The sequence below is a fragment of the Candidatus Eisenbacteria bacterium genome (assembly GCA_016867715.1).
Classification (GTDB): domain Bacteria; phylum Orphanbacterota; class Orphanbacteria; order Orphanbacterales; family Orphanbacteraceae; genus VGIW01.
Genome location: VGIW01000052.1, coordinates 1 through 21,814, shown reverse-complemented (window position 1 = coordinate 21,814; position 21,814 = coordinate 1). Strand labels below are relative to the sequence as shown.

At 65.2% G+C, this 21,814-nt stretch carries 14 protein-coding genes; 7 read left to right on the top strand and 7 right to left on the bottom strand.

The window, feature by feature from the left end:
- Positions 1-484: 484 nt before the first annotated feature.
- A complete protein-coding gene (locus FJY73_09565) occupies positions 485-985 on the bottom strand; it encodes an asparaginase (protein ID MBM3320909.1) in 501 nt (166 codons plus the stop codon).
- Positions 986-1,202: 217 nt separating this feature from the next.
- Between FJY73_09565 and FJY73_09560 the strand changes: the two genes are divergently transcribed.
- Positions 1,203-2,996 (top strand): hypothetical protein, encoded by a 1,794-nt coding sequence (locus FJY73_09560; GenBank protein MBM3320908.1) that lies wholly within the window; start codon positions 1,203-1,205, stop codon positions 2,994-2,996.
- A 26-nt stretch (positions 2,997-3,022) separates the two neighbouring features.
- Here FJY73_09560 and rocD read toward each other — a convergent pair whose 3' ends face one another.
- Positions 3,023-4,231 (bottom strand): ornithine--oxo-acid transaminase, encoded by a 1,209-nt coding sequence (gene rocD, locus FJY73_09555; protein MBM3320907.1) that lies wholly within the window; start codon positions 4,229-4,231, stop codon positions 3,023-3,025.
- Positions 4,232-4,702: 471 nt separating this feature from the next.
- On the opposite strand from rocD, the gene FJY73_09550 reads away from it, so the two are divergent.
- The 3 genes from FJY73_09550 to FJY73_09540 all read left to right on the top strand — a co-directional run bounded on the left by FJY73_09550 (position 4,703) and on the right by FJY73_09540 (position 9,139).
- Positions 4,703-7,303: a hypothetical protein gene (locus FJY73_09550; protein MBM3320906.1), complete on the top strand. Its 2,601-nt coding sequence runs from the start codon at positions 4,703-4,705 to the stop codon at positions 7,301-7,303.
- A gap of 102 nt (positions 7,304-7,405) precedes the next feature.
- Complete coding sequence (locus FJY73_09545) at positions 7,406-7,789, top strand: CoA-binding protein (GenBank protein MBM3320905.1); 384 nt, start codon at positions 7,406-7,408, stop codon at positions 7,787-7,789.
- A 21-nt stretch (positions 7,790-7,810) separates the two neighbouring features.
- The gene (locus tag FJY73_09540) at positions 7,811-9,139 is read left to right on the top strand and encodes an HlyC/CorC family transporter (GenBank protein MBM3320904.1); all 1,329 of its coding nucleotides are present in this window, start codon (positions 7,811-7,813) and stop codon (positions 9,137-9,139) included.
- A 31-nt stretch (positions 9,140-9,170) separates the two neighbouring features.
- Here FJY73_09540 and FJY73_09535 read toward each other — a convergent pair whose 3' ends face one another.
- Both FJY73_09535 and FJY73_09530 read right to left on the bottom strand, forming a co-directional pair.
- Positions 9,171-9,596: a hypothetical protein gene (locus FJY73_09535; GenBank protein MBM3320903.1), complete on the bottom strand. Its 426-nt coding sequence runs from the start codon at positions 9,594-9,596 to the stop codon at positions 9,171-9,173.
- Positions 9,597-10,037: 441 nt separating this feature from the next.
- A complete protein-coding gene (locus FJY73_09530) occupies positions 10,038-11,624 on the bottom strand; it encodes a polysaccharide deacetylase family protein (GenBank protein MBM3320902.1) in 1,587 nt (528 codons plus the stop codon).
- Between the two features lie 258 nt (positions 11,625-11,882).
- On the opposite strand from FJY73_09530, the gene FJY73_09525 reads away from it, so the two are divergent.
- Complete coding sequence (locus tag FJY73_09525) at positions 11,883-14,321, top strand: hypothetical protein (protein MBM3320901.1); 2,439 nt, start codon at positions 11,883-11,885, stop codon at positions 14,319-14,321.
- Here FJY73_09525 and FJY73_09520 read toward each other — a convergent pair.
- The 3 genes from FJY73_09520 to FJY73_09510 are packed head-to-tail and all read right to left on the bottom strand — an operon-like array spanning position 14,278 to position 19,331.
- Entirely contained in the window at positions 14,278-14,868 is a 591-nt protein-coding gene (locus tag FJY73_09520) for a CoA pyrophosphatase (GenBank protein ID MBM3320900.1), read from the bottom strand. The genes FJY73_09525 and FJY73_09520 overlap by 44 nt on opposite strands.
- 55 nt (positions 14,869-14,923) lie before the next feature.
- The gene (locus FJY73_09515) at positions 14,924-17,668 is read right to left on the bottom strand and encodes an insulinase family protein (GenBank protein MBM3320899.1); all 2,745 of its coding nucleotides are present in this window, start codon (positions 17,666-17,668) and stop codon (positions 14,924-14,926) included.
- Positions 17,669-17,702: 34 nt separating this feature from the next.
- Positions 17,703-19,331, bottom strand: coding sequence for a hypothetical protein (locus FJY73_09510; GenBank protein ID MBM3320898.1), 1,629 nt, complete (start codon positions 19,329-19,331; stop codon positions 17,703-17,705).
- Between the two features lie 231 nt (positions 19,332-19,562).
- Here FJY73_09510 and FJY73_09505 point away from each other — a divergent pair, with 231 nt between their 5' ends.
- Together FJY73_09505 and FJY73_09500 are read left to right on the top strand one after the other, a co-directional pair.
- Entirely contained in the window at positions 19,563-20,732 is a 1,170-nt protein-coding gene (locus tag FJY73_09505) for an acyl-CoA dehydrogenase family protein (protein ID MBM3320897.1), read from the top strand.
- Between the two features lie 194 nt (positions 20,733-20,926).
- Entirely contained in the window at positions 20,927-21,568 is a 642-nt protein-coding gene (locus tag FJY73_09500) for a cytochrome C554 (protein MBM3320896.1), read from the top strand.
- Positions 21,569-21,814 lie beyond the last annotated feature (246 nt).

Here is a 21,814-nt window from a genome sequence, read left to right as displayed (position 1 = left end):
CGCCTAACGCCGGTGGTGGGACGCAGGTCCCCGAAGAGAACCTCGTGCTCGAAGTGCTCCGAGCAAGGCGCTAGGCGGACGGTGGTCGCGATCGCTGCGTCCTCTTTCTAACTCGCGCCTGCAGCGGGCGGGGCGGGGGCCGGAGGTGAATCCAATCCGATTCCCCCTCCCCTTCCCGCCCCGCCGCTGAGGCGCCCGTTAGGCAGACCGGGGAGGCTAGCGTCAATGCGTCAGAAGTGTGCTCCTTGCAGGGCCGCCGGGGCACGGGGTATTGGGGTGAACCGGCGAGTTCCCGAGCGCGCCGGGCTCTGCCGACCCGGCCCCTTGTCGAGGGCAGGGTGCGCGAGGACTGTCCGGGCCAGCACTCCCTTGCGCGTAAGCCCCGGAACAGAAAACACGAGCGGTGTTTCTGGCAGATTGAGGATCATCCAGGCTGAAATCGCCCGTTCGCAGCGCGTGGTCATCGCCCCGCGCGCGCGGCGCGCTACCCCTCGATCTCCTCGAAGTCGCCGGTCTTGCGGTTCTTGCGCACGGTTTGCCAATCGAACGAGCGGCCGTTCATGGCGATGTAGACGCCGTGCGGAAGAGTCTGAGCGAAGGCGAGCGCGCTCCCCATGTTGAAAAGGCCGTCGGAGCTTCCGAACGTGTAGGGAGTCATCGCTCCCGTGAGGACGATCGTCTTTCCTTGCACCTCCCGCGCGAGGAGCTTCGCGGTCTCCACCATCGTGTCGGTTCCGTGCGTGACGACGATCCTTTCCTCCTCGGCCGCGCGGCAGTTCTTCGCGATGACCGCGCGGTCCTCGTCGGTCATCGACCGGCTGTCGATCATCATCAGCGTGCGCACGTTGATCTCGAGGCGGCAGCGCCCGAGATCGAGAACGCTGGGCACGTGCGAGTCCTTGAAGTAGAGCTCGCCCGTGATCTTGTTATACTCCTTGTCGAACGTCCCGCCGGTTATGAAGATCCGAATGCCGCTTGCCGCCATGAGGAGCGTCCTTTCCCGACACCGTCGGACGAGTCGACGCGAGGATATCGCCGGCGAGGGGCGTCTCCTGCCCCTCGGGGGCGAACGACCGGGCGCCCCGCGTTTCGGCAAGCCCGGACCGCCCCGCGAGCGAGGATGATAGCAAAGAACCTCTCGCGTGCGGCGAGGAAACGCCCTATCCTCCCTCCCAGCGCTTCACCAGAAAAGGAGACGCGCGATGATCTTCCGACGTTCCGCCGCCGCCCGGTTCGGCCCCCTCTTTATTCTTCTCTTCCTTTCTCTACCGGCGGCCCTCGCGGCGGAGGAGAGGCCCTTCTCCGTCCAAATGCACATCCACGGGCTCTCCAACCACAACGGAGCCGTGCGCCCCGCTTCGATGCAATGGCACACGTGGTACGCGAAGGAGTCGGGCCTGGATGTTCTCTGGTGGACGGATCATGTCGAAATCTTCGAGATGTACGACACCCTGACCATCGATCTTTCGCGAGCCGAGATTGACTCGTCCGATCTCTCGGTCCGCTTGACCTCCCCGCAGAATCAAAGTCGGCGACGCAAAGATCTCGCCGGGTTGGCGGCGTCCGTGAGCGGTGGAAAGGCGGCCGCGAGCCTGAGAGAAGGGTACGCGGTCATGGAGGTCGCCTCGGAGGCCGGAAGCGAGGACACGGCCCGTTTCGCCTATCGGCCCGAGGGGGAGCGCGGGATGATTCGGCGCATGACGTTCGCGCGTCCTCTCCTGAACGGACTCTTGGCAAAGACAAAGATCTCGACGCCGCGCGTCGATCCTTCGGCGCGCGTCTTCTTCCGCTTCCTTCTCTCTTGGCGCAACTACGGCGCGCCGGTCTCGTATGAGATTCGTTACCACCTCGCGCCCGGCGCCGTCGAAACCGAATCGCAGCTTCTCGATCCGTCCACCGTGCTCGTGTCTCTTCCCTGGACGGAGGGCGATGCCGATCTCTCCTTCGATCTGACGGCCGCCGCTCGTCTTCTCCAGGACGGCGAAGACGCCTCGCTTCGCGAGATTGAATGGGGCGTGCAAGCGTGGAACGGCGCTTCCGCCGCGCTCGGCGTCCGCTCCCTCCTTCTCTGGAATCCGGTGCACGATCCGGCGTCCTTCCTCGCGGGCGAGCGGCGCCTCGCCGACAAGTACGAGCGGGAGTACGGCGTCGTCGCGCACGTCGGTGCCGAGTACTCGTGGGTCGAACCGCATCTGAACGCGTTCTATCCCGACTCCGCTCTCGCTCCGTCCCTCTTCAACCGATGGAACCGCGGGCGACCGGTGCACGCATGGGTCGCGGAGGTTCACGAGAAAGGAGGCGCGGTTTCTCTCAACCATCCTTTCGGCGTGGCGCCCCGCCTCGCCCGGGATGACGAAGAGAAAGCGCGCCTCGCGATCCGCGATCGCGCGGAGAAGATCCTCTCGGCCGGCGCGTACGGCGCCGACATCATCGAGGTCGGATACTCGGCGCGAGGCGGGCGGAGTCTTCGCGATCATCTCGCGCTGTGGGACCGGCTCACGGCACGCGGGCTGTTCCTATACGGGGACGGAACGTCCGACTCCCACGGAGATATCTGGTTCGGAACGGAGTCCCCCAACTGGTTCGTCACGTGGATTTGGGCGGAAGACAACTCGGCCGAATCGCTCCTCCGCGGCATGCGGGCGGGACGGATGTCGTTCGGCGACATCAGCCGGTGGGACGGCGCGTTCGATTTCCGTGTCGGGCCGTATCGATGCGGAGACCGCGCGGCGCTCCCGGGGGGAACGCTTCCTCTCCGCGTGCGGCTCGATCCGTTCCCCGCGGGAGCCAAGGTGCGTCTCGTGCAGGGGCTAATCGACGAGAGCGAAGACGAGGTCGCCTACCTTCGCGACCGGACCGAAATCGATCCATCGCAAGAGAACCGGATCGCGCTCGACCGGCCCTGCTTCGTGCGCCTCGAGGTGTACCTCGCGGCAGCCGAGAGAGAGGGCGAAGAGATCCCGCTTCTCTTCTCCAACCCGATCGTCTTCCGATAGCGCGAGAGACGCGCGGCAATCTCGTCCTACGCCCTCGCGAGCGCAGGCGCTTCGAGCACCGACCTCACCTGCTCGAACGCCCAATCGACTTCTTCCTTCTTGATGACGAGAGGCGGGGCGATCCGAATCGTGTGGGCGTGCGTCTCCTTGCAGAGCATCCCCTTTTCCTTTAGGGCTTCACAATCAGGGCGCGCCGGGCGGTCGAGCTCGACGCCGATCCAGAGGCCGCGGCCGCGGACCTCCTTCAGGCGGTCGGAGCGGATCGAGCGGAGTCTTTCGATGAAGTAGGGACCCAGCGCCGCGGCGTTCTCGACGAGACGCTCGTCGCGGAGGACGGCGAGCGCCTCGCGCGCGATCGCGCATGCGAGCGGGTTCCCGCCGAACGTGCTCCCGTGATCGCCGGGATGGAACACGTCCATCACTTCACGGCTCGAGAGAAACGCCGACACCGGGTAGAACCCGCCGGAGAGGGCCTTGCCGATGATCACCCCGTCCGGCCGGATCCCTTCCCACTCGTACGCGAAGAGCTTCCCGGTCCGTCCGAGCCCCGACTGAATCTCGTCGAGGATGAGGAGAGCCTTCGCATCCCGGCAGATCGCCGCCGCCTCGCGGAGATATCCATCGGGCGGGATGATGATCCCCGCCTCGCCTTGAATCGGCTCGACGAGGAACGCGCATGTGTGCGGCGTGATCGCCCGGCGAAGCGCCTTCGCGTCGCCGTAGGGGATCATCGTGAAGCCGGGCGTGAACGGTCCGAAACCCTTCTTGTATTGCTCTTCGCTCGAGAAACCGACAAGAGTCGTCGTGCGCCCATGAAAGTTGTTCTCGCAGACGACGATCTCCGCCTTCCCTTCGGGGATTCCCTTGACCGTGTAGCCCCACTTCCGCGCCGCCTTGATCGCGGTCTCCACCGCCTCGGCGCCGCTGTTCATCGGGAGGACTTTCTCCATCCCGGTCATCTCGACGAGATCCCTGTAGAGAAGCCCGAGCCGGTTGTTCCGAAACGCGCGCGAGGTGAGCGTGACGCGCGCCGCCTGCTCGCGAAGGACGCCGAGAATTCGCGGATGGCAATGCCCCTGATTCACCGCAGAGTACGCGGCGAGACAGTCGAGATACTTCTTCCCCTCGACGTCGTAGACCCAGACTCCTTCGGCCCTCTCGACGACCACGTCGAGCGGATGATAGTTGTGGGCGCCGTATCGGTCTTCCAGCTCGATGTAATCCTTCGTCTTCATGCTCGCTCCCGGCGGGGCGTCCCCCCGCGAATCGAAATCCGTCGCCTCGGTCCTTTCATCCTATCGCGGATCGGGCGAACGGAAAACGGGAAAAGAGGCGGAGAGGCGCCGCGCGGCGCCCCCAATGAAAACGGGGTGGCCCGGGCTACGCCCGCTGGGTGAAGAGGGAACCCGAAGGCGCCCCGATTCCACCAGCCCGGCAACCACCCCGAACAACCACCCCGGATCGAATCCGAACGACCCGCTCGTCGCTCCGCGGATCGTCGACGAGAGGAATCCTACCGATCGGTCCCGCGCGGTGCAAGAGGAAATGATTTTTTTTCGCGCGCCAAGATCGCCTCCGACTTGCCGGGGAAGCCGCGCTCCCTCCCGCCACAGGGAAGCGTGGTCCGCCGGAGCCCGACGGAGCTACAATGAAGCGATGCGTTTCGTCGCACGGCGGCGGACGAACTTCTGGAGGAGGAAATCGAGATGAAGACGATGATGAGATGCGCGACCGTGCTCGCCGCGCTCTTCGGGCTGTTCGCCGCGGCGGCTGCGGAGCCGCAGCCGGTCGAGGACGGCATTCGCTTCACGTTCCGCGCCCCGGGCGCCTCGCGCGTGAACCTCGCCGGCGAGATGAACGCGTGGTCGACGACCGCGACGCCGATGCAGCGCGAAGGGGACGTGTGGAGCGTCGTCGTCCCCCTCTCGCCCGGCGTCTATCGCTACAAGTTCGTGATCGACGGGAGCAACTGGAAAGAGGACCCCGAGAACCCGACCAAGGTGGACGACAACTTCGGCGGCTTCAATTCGCTTCTCGTCGTCCGGTCGGACGGCTCGATCTCCTTCAACGAGGAAGACCGCGAGATCCGGATCGGCGACGACTACCCGAGCGACAAGGGGACCCTCTATCTCAACATCATCTGGCACCAGCACCAGCCGCTCTATCTCGACCCGGCGAAGGACGAGCTTCAGGGGCCGTGGGTCCGCGCGCACGGAACCAAGGACTACTACGACATGGCGGCGATCCTGGAGCAGTACCCGAACGTTCACTTCAACGTGAACCTGACCTCGGTTCTTCTATTCCAGCTTCAGAGCTACTACGTCGAGCGGCTCGGTCCGTACGTCGATCCGATCGCGAACCGAATCGACGCGGACGCGTTTCTCGCCGCGTGGCGCGGGAAGACCGATCCGTGGATCGATCTCGCCCTCACCCCCGTCGAGGAGTTCGGGGAGCGCGAGGACGGTTTTCTCTTCAAGAACGCGTGGAACTGTTTCGGGTTCTCGGACGTCGCGATCCAGCGTTTCCCCGAGTATCTCGCGCTCCGGGAGAAGGGCGGGAACTACACAGGAGACGAGAAGCGCCGGATCCAGTTCTGGTTCTATCTCGCGTGGTTCGACCCCGACTTCCTCCGCGGTCCGGTCGAGCTTCCGGAGGGATTGACCGTCGACCTCTCAGATCTCGTCGCGGAGAAAGAGGACGGAACCTTCCGGCTGCGCGGACCGGTCGCGGAGGAAACCCTGAACCGCCTTGTCGCTGAGACCTATAAAGTTCTTTCATCAATCGTTCCGATCCACAGAAGACTGCTCTACGATCCGGCGCGGCGGGAGGGGCAGATCGAGGTTCTCACGACCCCCTACTATCACCCGATCCTTCCGCTCATCGACGACACCGACGCGGCCAAGATCAGCCGCCCCGGAGACCCGAGCCCCAAGCGCTTCTCGTATCCCGAGGACGCGCGCGCGCAGGTGGTCAAGGCGGTTCGCTTCTACGAGGGCCTCTTCGGCGCGAGGCCTCGCGGCATGTGGCCGGGGGAGGGCTCGGTCTCCGAGTCGATCGTTCCTCTTCTCGCGGAGAGCGGGATCCGATGGATGGCGACCGCAGATCACGTCTTGAAACGCTCGACTCCGGCCGGGATGCCGCTCGGACGCCCCTACCGCGTCGAGGTCGACGAGAATGGACGAAGGGGCACGGTCGCGGTCGTCTTTCGCGACACGGAGCTCTCGGACCGGATCGGGTTCCGCTATCAGCGACTATTCGGCGAGGAGGCGGCGGATGATTTCATCCGCGAGGCGCTCCGCCGCGCGCCGGAGCCGGGCGAGGGGGAGGATCGCCTGCTCACCGTGATCCTCGACGGCGAGAACGCGTGGGAATGGTACGTTCGCGACAACGACGCGAAGGATTTCCTGCACGCGCTCTACCGGAAGCTCTCGAAGCTTTACGACGAGCGAAAGATCGTGACGGTCACCGTCAGCGAGTACATCGAGGGGAATCCGAGCCGGAGCGTCCCGGCGCATCCGATTCCCCGGATGACCCCGCTCGAAACGCTCTGGCCCGGAAGTTGGATCGACGGGACCTTCGCGACGTGGATCGGCGAGCCGGAGGAGAACGCCGCGTGGAATCTTCTCGGGGAAACGCGCGCGGCACTCGCCGCATCGGGGATCCCGGCGCCGGATCCGTCCGCTCCGCTTCCGCCGCCGGGCGATCCTTCCTTCAACGGGGCGATGGCGTGGGAAGGGATGTACGCGGCGGAGGGCTCCGATTGGTTCTGGTGGTACGGCTCCGATCAGAACGCGCCGGGAGGCGACGATCCGTTCGACCGCGCGTTCCTCACGCACATCGAGAACGTCTATCGCTACGCCCGCGAGGCCGGCGCCCCGATCGGAAACCCGCCCGAGATCCGATCGCTTCTCGGGAAGGGGGCGGCGCTCCCCGCGGCGGGCGGAACGATGGCGATCGGGAGCGGCGAGACGATCCCCGTTCTCTTCACGTGCGATGCGACCGCGGAGCGCGTGGCCGACGCGATCTACATCGTCGGCAATCGTCCGGAGCTCGCCGATTGGACCCCGAACAAGGTCCGCATGTTCGACGACGGAACGAACGGAGACGAGAAGGCGGGGGACGGCATCTGGTCGGCGACCTTCGAGTTCCCGGCGGGGATGCGCGTCGAGTACAAATACACGAACAGCGGCGCGGTCGGGGTCTGGAACCCGTCGGAGGAGTTCCCGGTGGAGAACCGCGTGCTCGATGTTCGCCTCGCGCCCGGAGCGGAGCGCGTGACGACGAGAGATCGGTTCGGCGCGCGGTAACGCGGCGCGAAGCACCGCGCACCGCGAAGCGTCTTCCCCCCTCGGGATGCCTGTGCTAGGATCTTTCCGTCGATCGGAATCGAAGGTTTCGGGGGAAGGCTCATGAACGAAAGCGAAAAGAAGACCATCGCCATCATCGGCGCCTCAACCAACCGGGAGAAGTACGGGAACAAGGCGGTGCGAGCGTACGCGAAGCAGGGCTATCGCGTCTATCCGGTCACGCCGAACGCGGCCGAGGTCGAGGGGCTTCCCACGTACAAGTCCGTCCGCGACATCCCCGGCGATGTCGAAATCGCATCTCTATACGTTCCGCCTCAAGTGGGCATCCGCGTTCTAGACGAGATCGCCTCGAAAAAGATTCGCGAGGTGTTCGTGAACCCCGGCGCGGAGAGCGACGAGCTCATCGAGAGGGCGCGCGAGCTCGGCCTCCGCGCGATCGTCGCTTGCAGCATTCTCGCGATCGGAATGACTCCCGAGGAGGTGTAGCCGCTCGTTGCGGCGGAGCCGATGGAAGGTCCGTTACTCAAGATCCTCGCGGTTCTCTTGTTCGTCCTCTTGAACGCGTTCTTCGTCGCCGCCGAGTTCGCCATCGTCCGAGTCCCGACGGCACCAATCGAGGAACGAGCCCTACGCGGAGGGCGCCGCGCCCGAATCACGCTCTTCGTGATCCGCCACCTGGATGCGTACCTCACCGCATGCCAGCTCGGCATCACTCTCGCGAGCCTCGCTCTCGGTTGGATCGGCGAACCGTTCGTCGCGCGGCTTCTTCATCCGCTCTTCCGCCTCGCGGGGGTCGAGTCGGACGCGACGCTCCACACCGTGTCCTTCATCGTGGGCTTCTCGATCATCACCCTGCTCCACGTTATCCTCGGCGAGATCGCGCCGAAGTCCCTCGCGATCCGCAGACCGCACGGTCTCGCCCTCAACCTCTCCCCCCTCCTCCGCCTCTTCTACCTCATGTTCTATCCGGTCATCGCTCTCACGAACGGCGCGTCGCTTCTCACGCTCCGGCTGTTCGGCGTCGAGTCGAACATGCCGCCCGAGCACGTTCTCACCGAGGCGGACATCCGCGTGATGCTGAGCCGCTCCGCGGAGAACGGGATGCTCACGGCCCCGGAGACGCGGATGCTGGAGCGCGTTTTCGATTTCTATCGCACCGAAGCCCACCAGGTGATGGTCCCGCGGACCGATGTCGTCTTCCTCTCCGTCGACAGCGACGCCGAGAAGAACCTCCGCCTCGCCGAGAAGTGCGGCCACACGCGATTCCCGCTCTGCGAGGGGAGCGTGGATCGCGTGATCGGCTTCGTCCACTCGAAGGATCTCTTTCGGGCGGTGCGTGGGGCGACGGCGGGGCCCGTCGACATCCGGCGCTTGAAGCGCGAGATCCTCTTCTTCCCCGAACACACGCCGCTCCCGACGATCCTCGAGGAATTTCGCAGAAAAAAGGTTCATCTCGGAATCGTCTTGGACGAGCACGGAGGAACGCTCGGGATGCTGACCCTGGAGGACGTGATCGAGGAGCTCGTCGGGGAGATTCAGGACGAGTTCGACCGCGAGGCGCCCCCGGTCGTCCGCGTCGGGCCGAACGAGTTCCTCTTGGCCGGCGGGTGCGCGATCGGCGACTTCGAGGAGGCGACCGGCGTGGCGCTCCCCGAGACGGAAGCGGACACGGTCGCGGGGGTCCTTCTCGAAACGGCGGGCGAGTTCCCGGAGGTCGGATGGATGATGCTGTTCCGCGGGGGAGAGCTGGTCGTCGAGATCGTGAAGGAGCGCCGGATTCAGCGCGTTCGCTTCATCCGCTCGCAGGAGACCGAAGAAGCGGAGACTCCCGCCTGATCGCGAGGAGCGCTGTCTTCGCTTTCGGGCCTCAACGCTTGAGCGATACGAGCCCCACGCGCACGGTTCGGTTCGATTCGGATCCGCCGAGGAGCGGATCCTCCTCCCTTTCGAACGTGAAAACCGGCGCCGCGACGCGGGTCCCCTCGGGCATGAACTCGAGAAGCGCGCCCTCCGGCTCGGGGCGACGCGTCACATGCCAGATGCCGACCGCGAGCCCGGCGAAGGTCCCGCCGACGAACGACCATTTGATGATGTCGCCTTCGTCCTCCTCCGCGACGAGAGCGATCGCGCTGCCGAGGATGAGCCCGCCGAGCCCGCCCCAGAAGATCGACTTCGTGATCGAGATCGCCGGGTTTTCGTCTCCCTGCCGGGTCACGACGACCTGAGCGGCGGATTCTCCGGGCGCTCCGCCGAGGAGAACGGCGAGAAGAACGAGCAACACCAAGGACTTCATCGGTTCATCTCCCGGTTTCGGGTTTCGGCGCGATCGCGTCGAGGGCGTCGGATTTCGCGGTCGCGTCGCCAATCCCACGCGCCCATTGTAGAAGAGCGCGGGGAAACAGGCACTCGGAAAGAACGAGTGAAGCGGGCCGGAGCCCTTCCCACGCACCACCCCTCCCCGCACGAACCCCGGCCCGCGCCCGAGGCAAGCAGGATTCGTTCCGTGGGGACCTTGGCCGGCGCGATCAGGACTGGAATTTGGGAGCACCCGCAGGACAAGGAACCTGCGGAGGTTGGGAGCAGCTCCGATCGAGCGCACATGAGAAGCCGAACCGCTCGCATCGGCGAAGAGACCGCGCTCTCGCCGCCGCGGCGACCACTCGGTGGTCATCGTCCTCCGGCCCGCGAACAGGCGATCGGCCGATCCCCCGTGCGCTTCGAGCGGACGAAGAGCTCAGCGAACGAGAAGGACGGACCCGCAATCCTCCCCGGATTCGCCGCGAAGAAGGACGAGATAACGTCCCGCCGCGACTTCGCGTCCCGCGGAGGACCGACCGTCCCAAAGGATCGACCGGCTTCCCGGCTCCAGGCGCTCCGTTCTCCGGCGGACCACTGCGCGTCCGGAGACATCGTAGATTGATACTTCAAGGACCAGCGGCTCTTCCAGCGAGAACCAGATGCTCGCCCCACCCCCCTCCACAACGGGAGAGGATCCAAGGAATCGGATCGGACGCGCCCCGGGCTCGGCGAGTCGGTCGGTCCCCCTCACTCCTATCGAACTCGACACGATGAACGCGATCTCGTTCGACCGCGCGCTCTCGTTTCGATCCTCGTCGAGAGCCGTGATCACCGCGTAGTGGATCCGATCGGGCATGAGACCGGCGAGAGTCGCCTCCAGACGGGGCGGCTTGCCGATGCTAATCGCGTAACGCCTCGCGTACTCCGCCACGTCGCCGAAAGCCCCGATCCACACCCCTCCGTCCGCCGCGATCTCGTCCAAGACCCAGAAGAGGTGTGCGGAGTCGATATCCGCGTATGTATGGGCCACGCGAAGGGTCGCCCATCTCTTGTTCGCTTTCCAATCCCGAACCAGGCCTCGCACCCAATCGCGCGTCGCGGCTTCGTCCCAACCGTTCGAGAACGGAGCGGACACTGAGAGCTTTTCGTAAACATTCACGTTGAAAAGATCGTCCGGGCCGTTGGGCGAGCCCCACGGACGAGGATATGCGTACCCATCCCGCGCGCCGAAGAATCCGGCGCGGACGCAGGCCGCGATCTCGCGCTCCCCGTGTAGGTGCATCGGGTAGGCGAAGGAGCGGCATTCATAATCCGGGCGGGAGACGAGCGCCTCGAGGAACGCTTTCGCTCCCGCGGTTTCCAGGTCGAGCCGAAGCGAGTCGATCCCCTTGGTCGTATAGGTTTGGTGCCAGTCCCGGCCGATCGGGACGCCGCGGACCCACTCAAGATAGTGCGCGCGGCAGAAATCATCGGCACACGTATAGAAGTCGAGCGAACAGTCGTAGCACGGATGATTACGGATCGTCGCGCAGAGAGAATGGAGAAAGTTCGTGCCTGCCGCGTTCAAGTCGATGTCGAGATCGAGCGAATCGGGCTCGAGGAAGGTCTGCAGCCGTCCGCCCCAGATCCGAAGACTGCAGGATGGAGCGGGCCCCTCGTAGCGCATGTGGAAGGCCTCGTCGGTCAAGAGCGCGACATGGGACATCGAGTGGCATCCAATTTCGATCGCGAGCGAATCAATCCGGCGGATTTCGTCCGCGCTGAGGAATCCCGGATCGCCCACGTAATCCGGGACACAAAAGAACGTGGCGGAAACACCGAGCGCGCGGCAAACTTCCGCCCATCCGAGGTTGTCGCGCCGCCCGTCGTCGGTTGTGAAGGTGAACGCCGCCTCGCGGCCGTTCCAATCCGGCATGTCCCTGTAGATGCCGGATGTGTCGGAGACACGGATGCGGAAGAACGCGACGCCGGCAGTGTCCTCGCAGTCCCACGCGACGACGAGCTTCTGATCGCCGGATTCCACGATTCGGAAATCCTCCGGAGCGGGAGGAACCGCCCAAGAGCGCGCACCGAAGGATCCCCAAAGAAGCAAGAGCAAGACGACGAACCCGCGTAGTTTCCTCATAGCACCCTTGAAGATGATACTATTATACTCCGTTCGGACCGATCCTTCCACGGAGAAAGAAGCCGCGCGGAGCTTCCGGATCGCCTCCGCAGCGGTTCCCGGCCGGGCCGGACAAGAGAAGGATCCCGCTCTCGCGAGGAAAGGAAACGCCTTGCAATGAAATCGGCGGAAGGGCGCGACGTGCGGCAACCGACTCGAGCAACGCTTCTCGGCGTTCTCGTCGTCTCTCTCGCGCTCCTCGCGCTCGAAATCGCGCTCACGCGGATCTTCTCGGTCCTCCTCTGGTACCACTTCGCGTTTCTCGCGATCTCTCTCGCCCTCTTCGGCCTCGGAGCGGCGGGGCTTCTTCTCCATTTTTTCCCGGAGCGCTTCCCGAGAGATCGAACCGGCGCTCACCTCGCGCGCTTCGCGATTCTCTTCGCTCTCTCGATCCCGCTCTCGTTCATACTCATTCTCGGCGTCCCCTTCATCTACCGGATCTCCTTCGCGGCGCTCGTCTCGCTCGGCCTGATCTACGTCTTCGCCGCGATTCCGTTTCTTCTCGGCGGGATCGTCCTCGGGATCGCGCTCTCCCGATTTCCGGAGAAGATCGGAACCGTGTACGGATTCGATCTTCTCGGCGCGGGAATCGGGTGCGCGCTCGCAGTTCCGCTTCTCGACCTTCTCTCCGGGCCGGGGAGCGTGGTCGCGATCGGAATGATCGCGGCCGCGGGCGCCGTTCTCTTCGCGGCGTCCGGAGCGCGCGCGCTTCTCCGCCGCGCGGTTCTGGCCCTCCTCGCACTCTGCGCGCTTCTTCTCCTCCACGAGACGACCGGACTCCTTCGAATCGATTTCGCCAAGGACGAGCTCGAGGAGAGGATCCTCTACGAGAAGTGGAACGCGCTTTCCCGCATCACCGTCGCCGAGCGCGGCACCCCGAACTGGGGAACGAGCGAGGCATACAAGGGACCGAAGCCGGAGACGCTCTGGCTCAAGATCGACGCCGAGGCGGGGACGCCGATCGTTCGGTTCGACGGCGACTTCGAGAAGGTGCGCGCGCTCCAATACGACATCACCGCGATCGCCTACACGCTTCGCCGCGACGTTCCCGTCCTCGTGATCGGGCCGGGCGGAGGACGCGATGTTCTCACCGCGCTTTCGTTCGGCTACAAAGACGTCACTGGGGTCGAGATCAATCCGGGGATTATCGAGGCCGTCCGCGGTCCGTTCGGGGAGTACGCGGGTCGCCTCTACGATCGCCCCGAAGTGCGCATCATCGCCGAAGAGGCGAGGAGTGCGACGCGCCGATCGCCGGAGCGCTACGGAATCATTCAGTCCTCGCTCATCGACACATGGGCCGCCACTTCGGCCGGCGCGTACGTCCTTTCCGAGAACGGGCTCTACACCCGGGAGGCGTTCGTCGATTTCCTCTCGCATCTGACGGATGACGGAATCCTCGCCGTCTCCCGCTGGTACTTCGAAGGGATGCCGATCGAGACGCTCCGGCTCGCCGGCGTTGCGGCCGCCGCGCTCCGCGATCTCGGAGCGGCCGATCCGGGCGCTCATGTTTTAATCGTCAAGCGTTCCGTCTGGGACTGGGCGTATCGTCTGAACGAGTTCCGGGACGGGATCGCGACGCTTCTCGTGAAACGGACACCGTGGCTTCCGGACGAGATCGAGCACGTGCGCCGCCTCGCGGAGGAGCTTCGGTTCGACGTCGTGTACGGCCCGTCGCTCGGGGGGCGCCCGGAATTCGCCAAGCTGATGGGGAAGGAGGCGGATGCGTTCGCCGCGAGCTATCCCGCGGATCTCCGGCCGCCAACCGACGACCGGCCTTTCTTCTTCTACACGATCCGCCCGGGAGATGCCCTGCGGGCCGTCTTCGGGCGGGGCGCGTTCGAGCAGGGCGTGATGCAGAACAACGTTCGCGCCGTCTTCGTTCTCGTCGCTCTTCTTTTCGTGGTCCTCCTTCTCGCCGGGCTCACTCTTCTTCTCCCCGCTCTTCTCCGAAAGGGAGAACGGTTCCCGGTCGACCGCGCGGGCGTTCTTTTCCTTCTCTACTTCACGGCGCTCGGTTTCGGCTTTCTCACCGTGGAGATCCCGCTCCTCCAGCGGTTCATCCTCTATCTCGGGCATCCGGTGCACGCGCTCTCGGTGGTGCTCCTCTCGCTTCTCGTCGGAAGCGGAGTGGGGAGCGTCGTCGCGCAAAGACTCCCGATGCGCTCTCTTTGGATTCCGATCGCGGGAGTGATCGGCGCGGCGCTTCTTCTCGCGTTTCTCCTTCCGCATATCTTCGCCGCCTCCCTCGCGGCTTCGTTCCCGGCGAGAGCGTTCCTTTCGTGGGCGCTCCTCTTCCCGGTCGGAGTTCTCATGGGGATGCCGTTCCCCGCGGGGATCCGCGCGCTCGGCAAGGAAAGGGAGGGAATGGTTCCGTGGGTGTGGGGGGTGAACGGGGCGACGTCGGTCGCGGCGTCGGTCCTCGCGACGTTTCTCGCGATCGGCTTCGGCTTTCGCGCGGTGCTTCTCGTCGGGGCGGGCGCGTATGTTCTCGGGCTCGCCGCGTTCGTCGCGATCAGCGGATCAACTCGAGAAGCGCGTGGATCGTCCGCGCCGTGACCCCCCAGATCACGAGCGGTCCCTTGCGCGGATGCCCCACCGGATAATGCGGACCTCTTCCTTCCGGATCTGGGCGGCCCCCCGCGAGGCCGCGCTTCTCGTGAAGCCGCGCAAGCTCCGAGAACGGGACCTCGACGAGATCATCGATCTCGCGAGGATCGGGAACCGGCGTTCCCTCGCCGTTCCAGCGGGCGACATAGACGTGAAGAAGCGCGTCGGCGATGCGGCTCGGAAAGTAACCGAGGTCGCCGAACACCTCGAGCGCCGAACGGTCGATCCGGAGCTCTTCCTCGAACTCGCGAAACGCCGTCTCGAGATCGCTCGCGTCCTCCTCTTCGATCATGCCGCCGACCATCCCGACCTGCCCGCTCCACGTGTAGCCGGGAGTTTCCTTCTTCTTCACGAGAAGCGCGCGCGTCTCGTCGCGATCGACGAGGAGAAAGAACGAGACCGCTTGGCGAAGATGATCGTACGCGTCCGGTCTCTCGGGAGCGGGCTGGCTTCGGATTCGCTCGCGGATCGTGTCGGACAGCTTGTCGGAAGACATGCCGGATCCCTTGTTCGGTGGATCGCTCGCCGGTCCGCCGCGCAGACGTTCGAGATCAGCGGACCAGGATCGTCGCGGAAGGAGAGCTTCGGACATAGGCGCGCGCGGCGCGAACGATGTCTTCCGCGGAGACCACGCGGAGCCGGTCGATCCAGTCTTCGTCCTCTCCGCTAAAGAGCGCAAGGCCGGCGCGAAACGTCTGGTTCGGGCGCGAGAGACGCCGCATGTTCATCCGCCCGAGGATCCCGTTCACCGCGCGCTCCAATTCGCGCGCTTCGATCGTCTCGATCGCGCGGAAACGATCGAAGTGTTCGCGGATTCCCTTCTCTGCTTCCTCGAGGTTCTCCGGGCTCGTTCCGATCGAGGCGGAGATCGCCGCCGCGCCGCCCCGGAAGACGACGCCCGCGCCGACGCTGTACGCGAGCCCCCGCGTCTCTCGGAGGTCGAACGCGATCGCGTCCGAAAGGACCGAAACGGCGATCGAGAGCGCCGCTCGATCCTCTCGCGGCACCGGGATGACATACCCGATCCGCAAGGTTCCTTGCTTTCCGCCGAGCGTCTCCTCCACGCGGACCGACTGCTCGGTGGGCCCCGGATCGGGAGGCGCGCTCTTCCGCCTGGTGAGCGGCGCGGCATCCTCGAAGCGGCGCGCGATCGAGTGAAGAACCTCCGCCGCCGGGAGCGACGTGGAGGCGGTGACGATCAGGTTATCCGGAGCGAAATACATTTCGTGAAAGCGAACGAGATCCTCGCGCGCGATCGCCGCGATCGACTTCTCGTTCCCCTCCGGATCCGCGGAAAGAGGACCGTCCGCGTGGAGAGTCTGCGCGAGAAGAAGCTCCGAATGGACGGAAGGCTTCGAGCGGCGGCCGCGAGCGAGCGCGAGCATCTCCGACTTCACGGCGGCGAGATCCTCGTCGGCGAGGCGCGGCCGCCGGATCATGTCGGCGAAGAGACCCATTCCTTCCTCTGCGTGCTCGTCGATCGTCGCGAAGCGGACGAACGAATACGACGGGGTCGTGTAGTAGTCGTCGTAAGGAATGAACGCCGCGTCGTACGTCTTCACGTCGGCGCCGATCCGCTCAAGCCGCGCGCGAAAAGCCGCCCCGTCGTCTTTCTCCGTCCCCTTGAGAAGAAGGCGGTGCAGACAGTCGGCGATCCCCTCGAGACCGTTCGGCTCCTGCCACGAGCGGTTCTTCGCGAGAAGATGGAGCGCGAAGACCTCGGAATCGCCGCTCGACTCGACGCGAATGCGTAGCCCGTTCGCGAGGGTTGTGTCGGCCCGCTCGCTCCGCGCGGCGCCCGCGGCGGCGCTCTCTTCCGGAGCGCTCACGATTCGAAGAGCTCCTCCCTCCGGAACCGCCCGCGGCGGCATTTCCCAGATCGGCTTTTCGCGAGAGACCGTCGTTTCGAGATCCGAGTCGGCGTAGTCCCTTTCGCCCGGCACGAACGCGACCGACACGCGCCTCTTCGCCTCGAACCACGCCGTTCTGTCGGCGACGTGACGCGGGCCGAACGTGTTCAGCGTCGCGAGCGCTTTCGCGATTTCCGAATAGCCGCCGTGCGCGATGCTTTCCGCCTTCATCATTCCGTACATGTGCGGCTTCTCGGAGAGATAGATGTCCGTGGTTTTCATCGACACGCGAAAGCGCTCGATTTCGTCCGGGTCCGGCTTTTCGGCGGCGATGCGCGCGAACGAGGCGAGAATCGCCGCCTCCACGTCTTCCGGCGAGCGCGCGGGGTCGAAGACGGCAAAGAGGAGAACGCGCCCCGAGTTCCCTCCCCGGACGATGTCCGGATCCGCGAGGGGCCAGGTTCCCTCGCCCTCGAGCTGTCGCTTCATATACGAAACATCGATGGCAAAGACGATCGGATCCGGCCCCTCCGCGAGATCCTCGTGAAGGCGCCTCCCGACGTACGCGGCGAACACGTCGTTGAGGGGCGAATCGGACGAACGCTCGGGGTGGGGAAGCGCCATGAAGAGATGGGATTTCTCCGTCTCGCCGCGGAAGACGCGGACCGCGTCCGCCTCCGGAAGATGCGGGAACGGAGGCCGATTCGCGCGGGGACTCGGGCGTGCCGGAGCGGCGCCGTAGATCGAGTCGATCACGGGGAGGAGCGCGCCCGCGTCGAAGTCCCCCATCACGAAGAGAGTCATGTTGGACGGCACGTAGATCGCGCGATAGTAAGCGATCAGGTCGTCTCGAGAAAGCGAGGCGATCGACTTGCGCGTGCCGAGGATCGGCCGCGCGTACGGCGTCCCCGCGAAAGCGATGTTCCGAAAGAGCCCCTCGGCTACGGTTCCCGGATCCTGCTCGTCCTTCCCCATCTCCTCGAGGACGATCCCTTTCTCCTTCTCGAAGTTTTCCGGCGGGAAGACGGAGCGGAAGAGCATGTCGGCCTGAATGTCCATCGCCTCGCGGATTCGATCCTTCGAGACGAGGACGAAGTAGTCGGTGTGGAATCGCCGGGTCGTCGCGTTGTTGTAGATGCCGTAGAGATCGGTCTCGTCGTAGAGCTCCTTCTGCGTTCTTCTTTCGGTGCCGTTGAAGAGGAGATGCTCCATCATGTGGCTGGCGCCGGAGGTCTCCGCGGTTTCGAGATCGGCCCCGGCCCCGACGATCATCGTGGCGGCGATCATCGGGCTCGATCGGTTCTCGAGAAGGATCACCTCGAGCCCGTTCCCGAGGACCGCGATCGTCGGCTCGGCGGCTCGCGCCGCTGCGGGAGAGATCGCCGACGGAAGAGCGGAAAGAATCAAGAAGAAGAGAAGCCGGAGGTTCGCCGCGGGTTTCCTCATGACACCGGAAGGATAGGACCTCCCGCGGTTTCTGTCAAAGGCGCTTGCGCGCCCCGCGAAGGTCGTAGACCGCGCAAGAAGGATTCTCGAAGACGAGCGACGCACCGGGCGCAGGGTCTTCTTTCCGGAAGACCTCCTTCTCGAACGGGTTCGAGGCGAAGAAGAACGCCGGCCGGCCGGCGTCCGGTTCGCCGTCCCAGTAGACGACATGAACGTCCGGACGGTCGTAGGCGGCGAACCAGCTCTCCGGATGGTTCTTCCAGAGATAGAAGCGGCGGAAGCGGCGGATGTATTCGGCCATCCGCTCTCCGTAAGTCTCCTCCTGGCGGAAGACGTACACCGCGCTCCCCTCGGGGAGTTCTTTGCGCATGAAACGATTTGCCTCGGCGAATTCCGCCCCGTGGCGCTTCACGGGGAGAAGCTCGCGCGTGTAGACGGCGTAGACCCCCGCGACGAAGACCGCGGCAAGAAGAACGAGCGCGCTCCAGGCCGCGAGGGTGTTTCGGAGCTTGCGACCCGAGCCTCGCCGGAACACTCCCCCCGCCCGCGCAACGACCCCAGCGAGCGCGCCCCCCGTCTCGAGGCCGAAGAAGAGCGCGAGGGGAAGAGACGCCTCGAGGAAGTAGGACTCGGTTGGGTTCGGCGCCGGAAGAAGGACGAGAACGGCCGCTGCGAACCAGGCGAGAAGCGCGGCGTTGATCTTCGATCTTCGCGAGAACCAGAACGCGAGGAGAACGAGGAGCATGAGGATCGCGGAGGGACGCGGGAAGATGAAACTCAATGCGAGCACCGCGGCCGCCGCGACCGCGAGCGCTCTCGTTCTTCGGAGAGACGCCGCGAAGATGAGCCCCATCCAGAGGAACCGCGCGTGACCGTTCCAAAGGAGCGTTTCCGCGTAGTAGGCCAGGTTGCGGCCCCAAAGAGAGAACGACTCCCCCGACCCGAGATCGCGAAGAGCCTCGCGGACGAGCGGAGAGAAGACGGCCGCGCCCGCGATCACAGCCCCTCCCGCGAGGAGCGCCGCCGCCGCGAGAGGAAGAAACGCCTTCCCTCGCTCGAGACGATCCGCGAGAACATAAACGCAGAGAACCGCAGGGACGATCGCGAGGATCGATTCGCGGGCAAGCGCCCCCGCGAGGAACGCGAGGAGGAAGACAAGAAGATCGCGCAGCCGCCGGTTTTCGTAGAACGAGATCCCGGAGGCCGCCCCGAGCGGGACGAGCAGAAAGACCATCGTCTTTCCGTTGTTGTAAACATTGAGAAGCAAATAAGTCATCGGGAAGAAGCCGGCGAACCAGATCGCCGCTGCGCATTTCCCCGCGTGCGGCTTCCCGGGATCAACCCGGTCCCCCCAGAGAACGAGAAGCGCGAGACCCGCTGCGAAGAACGACGAGCTGAGGAGAATCCACGGGACGGCCGACTCGGGTCCGACCGCGCGCGACCCGATGATCCAGAAGAGGGCGTGCGCGGGGCGAAAGCGGCCGCCCGGCGTTGCGGGCGCCTGCGCCGGGTCGAATGCATCGGAAACACCGTGGCTCTTCGCCCAGGTCAGCCAGGCGAAGTCGTCGAGGCGGAAGAACTGCGCGGGGGGAAGGATTCCTAGAAGCGGAACGAAGAGCGCGGCGAGGACGACGATCGTCACGGGAAGCATTCTCTGTCCCATATCGGCCTCCTCGTTCACGTCGTTCGGCCGCCCGTTTCTCGCGATCCGAGAAAATACTACCAGGGCCATTCCTCCTGGTCGACAGGGGCGCTCGCTCCGCGCAGTTTGACGGCGGACATTTCTCGCGATAGCCTTGATGATGCGCCCGCGGTCAAAGCCGGCCGGCGGCCCGTGTGGACCGCATGTCCCGGGCCGAGCGCCCGTTCGCACGCCCAAAGGGAGAGGAAGCCCATGCCCAGGTTTCAGCCGATCGATTACTTCCAGGTGGACGATCTCTTCACTGATGAAGAGATTCTCGTCCGGAACACAGTCCGCGACTTCGTGACCGAACGCGTGCTCCCCGTCATCGGCGAGCATTTTGAACAGCACACGTTTCCCGCGGAGCTCGTCCCCGAGCTTGCCTCTCTCGGCCTTTTCGGCTGCTTTCTTCCGGAGGAATACGGCTGCGCGGGGACGAGCAAGACCGCGTATGGCGTCATCTGCCGCGAGCTCGAGCGGGGCGATTCAGGGCTCCGGAGCTTCGTCTCCGTGCAGGGCTCGCTCGCGATGTTCGCGATCTACACATCGGGAAGCGAGGAGCAGAAGAAGGCGTGGCTCCCCCGAATGGCGCGCGGCGAGGCGATCGGGTGCTTCGGTCTCACCGAGCCGGACTACGGCTCGGATCCCGGCGGGCTCGTCACGCGCGCCGAGAAGACATCCGCGGGCTATCTTCTGAACGGCGCGAAGATGTGGATCACGAACGGGTCGACGGCGCACATCGCGATCGTCTGGGCGAAGCTGGACGGCGTGATCCGCGGCTTCCTCGTCGAGAAGGGAACTCCGGGCTACCGGGCGATCGAACAACGCGGAAAGTTCTCGCTTCGCGCGTCGGACACGTCCGAGCTGATCTTCGAGAACTGCGAGATTCCGGAGAGGAACCTTCTCCCCGAATCGAAAGGACTCGTTTCGCCCCTCAAGTGTTTGAGCAGCGCGCGCTACGGGATCGCCTGGGGAGCGGTCGGCGCGGCGATGGACTGTTTCGATCGGGCGCTCGCCTACTCGAAGGAGCGCGTGCAGTTCGGCAAGCCGATCGCCTCCTTCCAGCTCGTCCAGGAGAAGCTCGCGCACATGGCGACCGAGATCACGAAGGCGCAGCTCCTCGCGCACAGGCTCGGGCGTCTTCAGGACGAGGGGAAGGCGCGCTTCACGCAGATCTCGATGGCGAAGCGGAACAACGTGTTCATGGCGCTCGAGTGCGCACGGCTTGCGCGCGACATCCTCGCGGCGAACGGGATCATGTCCGAATACCACGTGATCCGACACATGCTGAACCTGGAGGGCGTGAAGACGTACGAGGGGACCCACGACATCCACTCGCTCATCCTGGGGAACGACCTGACCGGCCTGGAGGCGTTTCGGTAACGCCAATCCGTCGGACAGATGCTTCGGCGACCGCCGCGGCCGGGACCCGCGCCGGGGGGAGAGGGGTTCTATCGGGAGAAGAGGAGGGTGCACGCGGTTGCGCGGTCCGCCCGTTCCCGTTAGACTGGTGGAACGACGGAAGGAATCGCCGCGGGAAAGCTCGCCGGATGATCGGCAACAACGGGAGGATGCGCATGACCCGGAGACCCAGAAGCTGCGGTATCCTGCTCGGAGGGCTCGCCGCCTGCCTTTCGACTCTCTTCGTCGCCGCGCAGCTCACGGCGCAGGAGGCGGGGAAATCGACGGAGGCGAAGGAGATCGCGAAGAAGGAGGCCGCTCCGGCCTTCACCTACATCGGATCCGCCAAGTGCAAGATGTGCCACCAGACCGCGAAGAGCGGCGCGCAGTACAAGCTTTGGCAGGAGTCGGCGCACGCGAAGGCGTTCGAGACGCTGAAGACCCCGAAGGCGGACGAGATCGCGAAGGCGAAGGGCCTCGCTGTTCCGGCCGCACAGGCGCCGGAGTGCATCGTCTGCCACGTGACTGCTCACGGGAAACCGGCCGCGATCCGCGGCGGCGCGAAGGACGACGAAGGGGTCGGCTGCGAGGCGTGCCACGGTCCGGGGAGCGAATACCAGAAGATGACCGTCATGAAGCAGCTCTACGCGGGGGAGATCGAGCCGGCCACGGTCGGCCTCGTCGAGCCGACCGAGGCGCTCTGCAAGACCTGCCACAACGAGACATCGCCAACGTATAAACCTTTCGACTTTAAGACGTTTTCCGCGAAGATCGCGCACCCCGTTCCGAAGGCGGAGACCAAGGGGACGGAGAAGTAGCGCCGCGCGAGGAGAAAGACGGGACCGGCGGAGCGATCGATCCGCCGGTCTTTCTCTTGCCGCCCCGGCGCGCTCACGGCCGGAATGGCTCGAGAAGCGGAAGGGCGAGGGATCGCGTCCTTTCGCGGTCGATCTTTCCGGTCGACGAGAGGGGAAGGCGATCGAGGCGCGCGATTCTCCGAGGGCGTTTGTGCGGGGCGAGCGATGCGGCGAGATGCGCGGCGAGGGCCGCTCGGTCGAGAGCCT